The sequence below is a fragment of the Acinetobacter sp. HA genome (genome assembly GCF_000264725.1).
GTDB classification, from domain to species: domain Bacteria; phylum Pseudomonadota; class Gammaproteobacteria; order Pseudomonadales; family Moraxellaceae; genus Acinetobacter; species Acinetobacter schindleri.
In genome coordinates this window covers 1-606 of sequence record NZ_AJXD01000093.1, presented here as the reverse complement: position 1 = coordinate 606, position 606 = coordinate 1, and the positions used below count along the sequence as shown (strand labels likewise).

At 43.2% G+C, this 606-nt stretch carries 1 protein-coding gene; it reads right to left on the bottom strand.

The annotated features are described in order from the left end of the window. Positions 1-87: 87 nt before the first annotated feature. Positions 88-606, bottom strand: a 519-nt coding sequence (locus HADU_RS12000; RefSeq protein WP_050977188.1) for a hypothetical protein, incomplete at its 5' end; no start/stop codon positions are given.

Sequence of the window (606 nt, the reverse complement as noted above, 5' to 3'; positions counted from 1 at the left end):
CATGCAGGTGATTGATGGATAGGGAGCTTGTAATCAGGGAAAGGGATGGGCAAATTTTCTCAGTTCGCTCGTAGACACTCGCTCTGTTTAGCGACTCATGCCACGAGATTTCATTTTAGGCGCATGTTGCTGTGCTTTGAGCTGTTGTTCCTGTCTGAGTTTCATCTGTTGTTCTGCTTTGATCTCATCCACACATTTTTTAATGACTTGATAGGATGGGTATAGAGTCTGGTATTGCTTGGCTTTGGCTGGATGTTGTTGTTGGTACTGCTTCCAGGCATGTTCTTTAAACTTTTCATTTTCCAATAAATCCTTCACACCATGTTTTTTCTGGTGTTCATGCTGACCTTTCAGCTTTTTGTGTTCCTGGTAAATCGCATCACGTTGGGCTTCCCAAGCTTTTTTTCCAAACAGTAAGGGTTTGTGCTGGGTTAATTCGTTGTGTTGATCGACCAGGCTTTGCAATTTGTCATGACTTTGCTTGAGTCCGCTTTTCACGATCTCCTGGGCAAGCTGCTGATTGAACTCGTTTTGATGTTTGTGGTGCTTGGTCAGGTTTATTTCGGCTTGTTTGAGATTGCGCTGCATAAAATCCAGGTCTAGATT